The sequence below is a fragment of the Rhizobium sp. SVR5-9E genome (assembly GCF_056755095.1).
Genome location: NZ_JBNDHS010000160.1, coordinates 1 through 7,777, shown reverse-complemented (window position 1 = coordinate 7,777; position 7,777 = coordinate 1). Strand labels below are relative to the sequence as shown.

Sequence of the window (7,777 nt, the reverse complement as noted above, 5' to 3'; positions counted from 1 at the left end):
AGTTCACACCGAGCGCGCGATATCCGATGAACGCAGAGAGCCATTCTTCCCATTTGTAGCCCACGCCCCCCATCACGTCCCAGTCGAGGTCAGCGCCGCCTGCGCCGATCAGACCCCATCCCGTCAAATAGACCGTAGGCGTGATCGAGTAGACGCCTCGGACGCCCGCCATCCCATCAACCCAGGTGGCGTCGTCGCTACGGGAAATCCGCCAAGAGGGCCGCCGCTGAAAGATATCGTGGTCTCGACCGACCAGACCCTGAGACCTGCGATGACATCCAGCCTGCCGTTTGGATCCTCGAGCACGGTGTAGCCTGCGCCGACCAGGGCGGTGAAGGTCACGGATTTGAGGTCCACTTCGTCCGCCAGCACGCCACGCGGCGTCGCCGCGTCCGAGGTAATCCTCACATATTCGATGTCGGTCACGATGCTGAAGGGGCCATAGCGCGCGTCTCCGGCCGCCATGAAACCAAAGTCGATATCCGCCAGAATGTCCCCGAAGCTTTGATTGATGTGGACCTCCGGCAGGCCGAAGACGGCGGTATCGCCGGAGATCCCGGCAGTCCACAAATACGGAGCAAAAGAGAAGCTCCATTCGTCCTGCACCGTGGTTTCAGGAGTGGGCGCGAAGGCCGGTGCCGGGTCGGCCGCCAGCGAGATACCGGGTGCGGCAAGCAGCATTCCCGAAAGGACAATGACAACAGTTCGCATCAAAGATTCCCCTTGTGAGGTCGTGAAGAACGCCTGTCACGACGATAGAAACATGATTCGTGCTCTCCGGAAGTACGCAACTGTAAATGCCTTCGTAAATTAGGATCAGGCTCTAGGGCCGGATGCTGGCGACTCCATCAAAGTCGGCGCCAGCCTTGACGAGGCCGGCCTCGATTCCCGCGACGATCTCCGGCCGCATCCGGGCGGTGACCATCTGCTGGCGGAACGCCTGCTCGAACTCGCGGTCCAAGGCCTTCGGCTGCGGCAGCTTTTTCTCCACGTCCTCCGCTCCAAGCTGTCCGAGGGCCGCAACGCGCAGCGCACATACCAGGAAGTCGGTGCCGTTCACCTGTTCCGCGAGAAGCGAGGCTTCCGACCACCGGCTGTTTCTGTAGGCGTCGAGAGCAAGCACCAGCATCGCGTCGCGGGGGACGGTGTCGCGGTCGCGACTGGCGTCCCGCGCGAGATCGACGCCCGCCTCCCAGTATCCGGACGAGAAGAGTACGAAACCGAGGGCGGCCGCAGCCTCCGAGTTGTTAGGGTTGAGTGCGATCGCCCGATTGCCGGCCTGTATGGCCGCCTCCGTCCGGCCGGCTGCGAACTGCGCGGCCATCAACGCCGTCTGAGCCCTATCCGACAGCGGCGCAAGCGAGGCGGCCCGCTTCGCGAAATCCAGGGCGCGTGCCTCGATTTCGGGACCCACTTGCCGGCCGCGTGGGGCAACGAGGACGCGGGAAAGCAGCGCGCTCGCGTCAGGATCGTCCGGCGACCGGGCGAGAGTGCGCTCCAGGCAGCGGGACGCCTCGGAGACGTCGTCCGCGTCACCGGCCTCCAGCGCATACTCGGCTCTCAGGACGCAGCCATTGCCGAGAGCGTCTCTCGGGGCGTCCTGCATCTCGATCGTGTTGATGACGCCGCGCGAGGAGGCAACCCGCGTCGCGAGCGCTCCCGCCATCTCGTCCCTGACTGCGGCCGCGCTTTTACCGCTGAGTTCGACCCGCTCGAGGCCCGAACGCAGGAGATTTCCCGAGACACCGTCCACGACCTGCCACCATACGCTGCGGTCGTCGCCGTCCCCGTAGTATTTCATCTCGATATCGTAGCTCGGGTCCGAGCTGCCCGCTCCGCCCGCGACCGAACCGGGCCGTGCCACTATCACGGTCTGGAACTGTGTCAGGGCGCTCAGCAGCATGTCTCGGGTCAGGCTCGCCTCACCCTCCATGTCCGGAGACGCTGCAGTCATTGCCACGAGCAGGGTGGGCTTGGCCGTAGCTGCAGGTGTGATCGGACGGAAGTAGAGGGCGGCAGCCGCCAAGCAAACGACGAGCCCGATGCCGCCAAGCGCCCCCAGGCGCCGCCATTGCACCGGCGAGCGGATTTCCGAAGGATACGCAGGCGCCGCCTCGAACACGGCAGTGACATCGTCGTCGAGGTGCTGGTCGTCCGGCTCGTGCTGGATGGAGGTCTTCGGGAACAGCGTCACGTAGCTGCCCTTGGGAATATGGATCGAGACTCCGAGCTCTTCGGCGAAAACGGCGTAGTAGTTGTCGAGAGCGGTCCTCAGCCGGCTAATCTCTATCCGGACAATCGGATCGTTGGCCGCGTCGAAGGCGCTGGTTCTTCCCAGCACGTCGAGCGCGATCGAATAGGCCTTCACGCCCTTCTGGTAGCCCGCTAGCCGTCGCTCGGCGAGATATAGCAGGATCTCCCGCTGCCGGTCCGAGACACGGAACCTTCCGTCGGCAAGAAGCCTCTCCAGTTCCGCTCCGGCCTCCTCGAGGGATACTTCGCAGGTCCCCACGTCGTGTACTTCAGCACTCATGGTCCGCGCCCGTACCCATTGGCCACTAAAGTAGAACGCGAACATATATCGCCGACTTGACACCGAGTTGCAACCTGAAACGCTAATAAATACCAACGCGCGATCAATTTCGAAAATGCGCGTGTCAATCCGGTGCGCCCGCGGAGCCCTGCAGGACATAGCGGATGACGTCCGCCTCGATGTCCGAGCAGACGGCGTCGTATTCGTTGGCCAGGGCGAGATTACTCTCCTTCCGGAGCCGTTCGAGTGTGCGGCTGGCCTCCTCGTATGCTTCGAAGAGATCGTCAAGACGCCGCGACCTCGCGGCAAGCATTTGCAGCCGGCCGCGGATTGCAGGCAACTTGAGCATCAGCCGCCACAGCCCCAGCTGCGCGGCATCGATTGCGTTTCCCGCGGCTCCGCCTTGCCTGCTCACGGACGTCGGTCCTCCTGTCAGGGTAGTCGCCGAAGTATGTGCTCCTGTGCGGAAAAGGTAAGTACGTTACTGTAAACGCCGGCCTCTTTACGCCTCACGCGCGGCCGCTTACGCTGGCATTTACCTCGCGTACAGACGCACGCAGAAAGCATGGCGTCATCAAAAACAAACGCGCCAGCAGCGGCGGACCTCGATATGGTCCACCCCTGCTGGCTGGTCTCTCTGGATGCCGCGTGGGTTGATACGTCTACTTAACAGGAAATATGCACGCGAGACTTACTGAGCGTCCTGGCAGGTGCGCAGGGCCTTGAAGGCAGCGTCAGTCCCGGCAAGGCTCACGGCGAACGGCTGACGCCCCTGCGGCGTGATCGTCAGCATCTTCTTCTTGGCAAGATCATAGATGAAGTCGAGGTTGTTGACCCAGGTGTAAGCTCCTTCAAATCCCTCGACTTTTTGACCGGTCGCCTCTCCGCTGAACTGCTGGCCATCAACATCGAATATCACGGTGCGCTTCGCGCCACTGGTAACGTTGGCATCAGCCTTGGTGTAAAGTGCCAGATAGCCACGCCTGGTATTCCTCGTGTCGATCCCCATCTGAAGCTGCACGTCATCGGTCAGTTTTTTCGCGATCAGGCAGCCGGGGCCCATGTCCTGCCGCACGACGATATCCCAGCCTGCTTCCGAGCCGTATTTCTTGATGCCGGGCTGGTCTTGAGACCGCACCACCGCCGTGCTGCCGAGAAAACCCAGAATCATCACTGCTGCGACGCACGATTTTGCTCCTATTTGCATGTCATTCCTCCTTGTTTGGACAAGCCATGCCGACAGGGCCGAAGGCTGTTTTCCCATGACGCAGGTTGCCGTGCGTTCCTCAATTGGTGAGGGAACTTGCAGGCCTGCTACGCAATGGGGTGCTTTGCGCCAACTGGGAAGGGAATGATCGAAACGAGAATTGCCGTAGGAAACAGCGTTCTCAGAGAACTGCTCAACATCATTTCGAATTCCCCCCTTCAGCGCCGTGGGCATGGCGTCTGCGGCATCTTCGAATGGTCAGTTCATGCGATTGCGTCTGTCCTCCGGCACAAGTGCGCCGGGCGCTGCATTGTGGATGAGGCCGCCTGCGCCTGCAAGTAAAACTTCCGATGTATCGCCTGTTCGTCTGGCGGTAGAGTGACGGCAGTTAGTCAAAGACCTACGTCCAACGACGGCCGTGCAGTTCAGCGTGGCATGAATGCGGGAATCTTGAGAGCAATCCCAAAGGTTCCTGGGCTCTTCTCAGGTCTTCTGCTGGCATTCGCTGGGAATCATCGGTAATAGGTCTTGAAAAGGTTGGCTTGGGACCCGGTCGGGAGGTCAAATCTCTTCCCGCCGATGATCCTTCCAGAATTGTTTGTTTTTCCAAGGCGGCCATTGGCCCCACACAGGAGCCGTAATGCAAGTTGAAGTACCCTGCCCCAAGTGCGGCAAGACACGCATGAACTTTCCGCGCCCGCAGCCTGTCGATAGCGACATCATCACCTGCTATCACTGCGACTTCGAGCTTGGCACCTACGGCAGCATAAAGCGCAAGATGGCGCTCTTCATGGAGCGGCTGATGCAGGCGGATGCCAAGGCGGCGAAAAAGCAGTAATTCGGAGAGGGGCGCAGCGCTTCGGCTTGCCGCCTACTTCTTTCTCGTCGTCGTGGGGCTCGCTACCTTGTCGCCGACCTTGATCCCGAGCTTCTTGACGACACCGGCATTCAGCTCGACGACGTATTTCACCTCGCCCATCGAATCGATGATGTCCCGCGAATAGGGAGTGGCATTCTCCTTGATGTGACGGATCGTGCCGCCGCTATCGATGAAGAGCATGTCCAGCGGCAGGATGGTATTCTCCATCCACATGGACACCCGCCGTGACTCGCCGAAGTCGAAGATCATTCCGGCCTTCTCGGGCATTTCCTTGCGGAACATCAGCCCGTATTCGCGCTGCTCGTTGGTGGTGGCGATCTCGACCGTGAAATTCAGCATCTTGCCGGCGGCCGTCTGGATCACCAGCGGCTCCTTGTCGAAATGCGTCTCCTGCTGGGCAAGCGCCGGTGCCGCGATCATGAAAAAAAGCGCCAACAAGGCGCTTTTGACGATGTTCATTGCAGAGCCGCGTGACATCAGTGCGACCGGCTGGCCGGGCTCGGCATGTCGGGGTGGATTTCCGCCGCCATCAGCCCCTTGTCGCCGTCGCCATAACGAACGAGCACCACCTGGCCGGGGCGAAGCTCCGTCAAGCCGAAACGCCGCAGCGTTTCCATGTGCACGAAGATATCTTCCGTTCCCTCGCCGCGCGTCAGGAAGCCGAAGCCCTTCGTTCGGTTGAACCACTTCACCAGTGCACGCTCGAGACCGCTCGTCGCGGTGACCTGCACATGGGTGCGCACCGGCGGCAGCTGCGACGGATGGACGGCGGTCGATTGGTCCATCGAGAGAATCTTGAAGGCCTGATAGCCCCGCTCGCGGCGCTGGATCAACGCGACGATGCGCGTGCCTTCGAGAATTGTCTGGTAACCGTCGCGGCGGAGGCACGTGACATGCAGGAGAACGTCCTGCATTCCGTTGTCCGGGACGATGAAGCCGAAGCCCTTGGCCACATCGAACCACTTGACGATGCCGGTGATTTCAACGAGATCGACGGCATCTCCGGACAACTCGTCGATATGCGTGAATTCCTTCGATGAAATCCTGTCAGCCATGTCGCCAGTCCCTCAATACGCGTCACACTGTTACGGTTAACTGATTCTTGATATCAAGATTAACATCTTGGTAACGGATCAGCGCAAGCCCTACTTTTCAATTATTCCCAGTTGCTCATCTTAACCCTGTGACTTGCCCGAAGCTTGCGTTCTGCCGCATAACGGGACACCCCGCATTTAGAAAGGAAATAGAATGCGTTATCTCCACACCATGGTTCGCGTGAAGGATCTCGATGCGTCGCTTCATTTCTACAGCACGCTATTCGGTTTGAAGGAAATTCGCCGCTCCGAAAACGAGAAAGGCCGCTACACGCTGGTTTTCCTCGCTGCGGACGAGGATAGCACGAATGCGGAGCGAAATGGCGCCCCATGTCTCGAACTCACCTACAACTGGGACACCGAGGATTACACCGGTGGACGCAACTTCGGCCATCTGGCGTATGAGGTGGACGACATCTACGCCATCTGCCAGCACCTGATGGATAAGGGGATCACCATCAACCGTCCGCCGCGCGACGGCCGCATGGCCTTCGTGCGTTCGCCTGACGGCATCTCCATCGAGATCCTGCAGAAGAATGGCAGCCTTCCCGCGGCCGAGCCGTGGCTCTCGATGGGCAATACCGGCGTCTGGTAAGCCGAGGCTTTAGCGAGGCTTGCAGCTTTTGCGATTTCAGGTCCCGGCGCCCGGTTCGCGCTTGCTGCAAGCCTGGTCCACAGGCACTCTCCGGCCGACTCGAAGCAGAAGACGGCCCTTTCGCCGCGTCTTCCGCATCCAAGGAGACCGGTCGCTTGCTCATTCTCGAAAGGCGGATACGCGCTCAGGGCGCGCTTCTGATCGCCGCCGCGGCCCTTGCGCTTTCCGGCTGCATATCGAATCAGAAGGCGCTGGATTCCGCTGCCGCCGCGCCTGCCGATCCCGCGGCGGATCAGCTTGCCGAAAAAACGCCGGGCAAGGCCAAGAGCACCTATCGCGATCCGATGCTCACCAATGTAACCGGCGCGCAGCCTGCGACGGCAGCTCAGAACTCGCCTCAACCCATGCCGGCCTCCGCGGTCGCCATGCAGCCCGCCAATATCGGCGGCATGGTGATGCAGTCGACCCGGATCAACGCCAACGCCATGAGCATCTTTTCGGCCCCGCCGGCGATTCCGCAGAATAACAGCAGCTCGACGATCGTTCAGCCGTCCGATGCCGCCGCCTATGCACCCTCTCCCGGGGTGGACGCGACGCGCAGCAGCGTCTTCAGCGTCCCCTCTCAGCCTGCCCCGGCACCGCAGTCCGGCGAATTTCCGTTACCGCAGCAATCATCCCAGAACACCAGCACGAAGCTGGCGCCCTCCGTCGAGACGGCGATGGCCACCGGCAGCCTCAAGGCCGGATCGATGAACGCGCTCTATGCCGCGCCGAAACAGAACCTCCTCGGCAGCCTTTCCGGCCTTCTCCAGAAGGCGTCCCTGCCGGGCATGACCCGCGTCGCGCCGAACGGCCTGAACATCCAGAACGGCGATGTGGAGGTCAGCTGCTTCAAGCCCAATCTGCTGCATGTCATCAAGACGATCGAAAGCCATTTCGGAAAGCCGGTCATGGTGACGTCCGGATATCGCGATCCCGAGCACAACCGCATGGTCGGCGGCGCCGAAGAATCGATGCACAAGACGTGCGATGCCGCCGACATCCAGGTCGCCGGCATTTCCAAATGGGACATTGCCGCCTATGTTCGCTCGCTGCCCGACCGTGGCGGCGTGGGGACCTATTGCGACACCGAATCCGTCCATGTGGATACCGGCAAAAGCCGTGATTGGAACTGGGGCTGCGGTGCGGGACAGAGGCGAACACTGCGCGGACCGGCGATCTGACGAGACCGCGATTTTTTGCTTCGCCTTACGGCAGGACGGTTCCATCCGCACGAGGGATAGCCAGCAGCCCGTTGATTCACATCGGATATTCCGCTTCTTGTGCTAGCGCGAATGTTCATGTCACTTTTTTGAAGAAAAGCAAAATTCCCGCTTGCGGTGCACAAAAGCGCTGACTATAAGGGCGCCACCACGAAGGAAGCGCCCTTCGTCTATCGGTTAGGACACCAGATTTTCATTCTGGGAAG

At 60.8% G+C, this 7,777-nt stretch carries 9 protein-coding genes; 3 read left to right on the top strand and 6 right to left on the bottom strand.

Going from position 1 to position 7,777, the window contains the following annotated elements; genetic code table 11:
• Positions 1 to 123: 123 nt before the first annotated feature.
• The 4 genes from ACPYOJ_RS33260 to ACPYOJ_RS33245 form a co-directional block, all read right to left on the bottom strand.
• Positions 124 to 711 carry a hypothetical protein gene (locus tag ACPYOJ_RS33260; RefSeq protein WP_481420051.1) on the bottom strand — a complete coding sequence of 196 codons (588 nt, stop codon included), beginning with the start codon at positions 709 to 711 and terminating at the stop codon, positions 124 to 126.
• Between the two features lie 112 nt (positions 712 to 823).
• Entirely contained in the window at positions 824 to 2,533 is a 1,710-nt protein-coding gene (locus tag ACPYOJ_RS33255; protein WP_481420050.1) for a hypothetical protein, read from the bottom strand.
• Positions 2,534 to 2,657: 124 nt separating this feature from the next.
• Positions 2,658 to 2,948, bottom strand: coding sequence for a hypothetical protein (locus ACPYOJ_RS33250; protein WP_481420049.1), 291 nt, complete (start codon positions 2,946 to 2,948; stop codon positions 2,658 to 2,660).
• Between the two features lie 276 nt (positions 2,949 to 3,224).
• Positions 3,225 to 3,704, bottom strand: a complete 480-nt coding sequence (locus tag ACPYOJ_RS33245; RefSeq protein ID WP_481420052.1) for a hypothetical protein — start codon at positions 3,702 to 3,704, stop codon at positions 3,225 to 3,227.
• Between the two features lie 676 nt (positions 3,705 to 4,380).
• Between ACPYOJ_RS33245 and ACPYOJ_RS33240 the strand changes: the two genes are divergently transcribed.
• Positions 4,381 to 4,578, top strand: a complete 198-nt coding sequence (locus ACPYOJ_RS33240) for a hypothetical protein (RefSeq protein ID WP_168828767.1) — start codon at positions 4,381 to 4,383, stop codon at positions 4,576 to 4,578.
• A 33-nt stretch (positions 4,579 to 4,611) separates the two neighbouring features.
• Here the strand turns inward: ACPYOJ_RS33240 and ACPYOJ_RS33235 are convergent, their stop codons facing one another.
• Positions 4,612 to 5,079, bottom strand: a complete 468-nt coding sequence (locus tag ACPYOJ_RS33235) for a DUF192 domain-containing protein (RefSeq protein WP_481420048.1) — start codon at positions 5,077 to 5,079, stop codon at positions 4,612 to 4,614.
• 17 nt (positions 5,080 to 5,096) lie between these two features.
• Complete coding sequence (locus ACPYOJ_RS33230; protein ID WP_481420047.1) at positions 5,097 to 5,675, bottom strand: cold-shock protein; 579 nt, start codon at positions 5,673 to 5,675, stop codon at positions 5,097 to 5,099.
• Positions 5,676 to 5,868: 193 nt separating this feature from the next.
• Between ACPYOJ_RS33230 and gloA the strand changes: the two genes are divergently transcribed.
• Both gloA and ACPYOJ_RS33220 read left to right on the top strand, forming a co-directional pair.
• Positions 5,869 to 6,309, top strand: a complete 441-nt coding sequence (gene gloA / locus ACPYOJ_RS33225; protein WP_481420046.1) for a lactoylglutathione lyase — start codon at positions 5,869 to 5,871, stop codon at positions 6,307 to 6,309.
• A gap of 155 nt (positions 6,310 to 6,464) precedes the next feature.
• Positions 6,465 to 7,532 carry a YcbK family protein gene (locus ACPYOJ_RS33220; protein WP_481420045.1) on the top strand — a complete coding sequence of 356 codons (1,068 nt, stop codon included), beginning with the start codon at positions 6,465 to 6,467 and terminating at the stop codon, positions 7,530 to 7,532.
• Positions 7,533 to 7,777 lie beyond the last annotated feature (245 nt).

What these genes read in the sequence shown, in the direction of transcription:
- ACPYOJ_RS33260 (WP_481420051.1), bottom strand. Translation starts at nt 711, where the DNA reads ATGCGAACTGTTGTCATTGTCCTTTCGGGAATGCTGCTTGCCGCACCC.
- ACPYOJ_RS33255 (WP_481420050.1), bottom strand. Translation starts at nt 2,533, where the DNA reads ATGAGTGCTGAAGTACACGACGTGGGGACCTGCGAAGTATCCCTCGAG.
- ACPYOJ_RS33245 (WP_481420052.1), bottom strand. Translation starts at nt 3,704, where the DNA reads ATGATTCTGGGTTTTCTCGGCAGCACGGCGGTGGTGCGGTCTCAAGAC.
- ACPYOJ_RS33240 (WP_168828767.1), top strand. Translation starts at nt 4,381, where the DNA reads ATGCAAGTTGAAGTACCCTGCCCCAAGTGCGGCAAGACACGCATGAAC.
- ACPYOJ_RS33235 (WP_481420048.1), bottom strand. Translation starts at nt 5,079, where the DNA reads ATGAACATCGTCAAAAGCGCCTTGTTGGCGCTTTTTTTCATGATCGCG.
- ACPYOJ_RS33230 (WP_481420047.1), bottom strand. Translation starts at nt 5,675, where the DNA reads ATGGCTGACAGGATTTCATCGAAGGAATTCACGCATATCGACGAGTTG.
- gloA (WP_481420046.1), top strand. Translation starts at nt 5,869, where the DNA reads ATGCGTTATCTCCACACCATGGTTCGCGTGAAGGATCTCGATGCGTCG.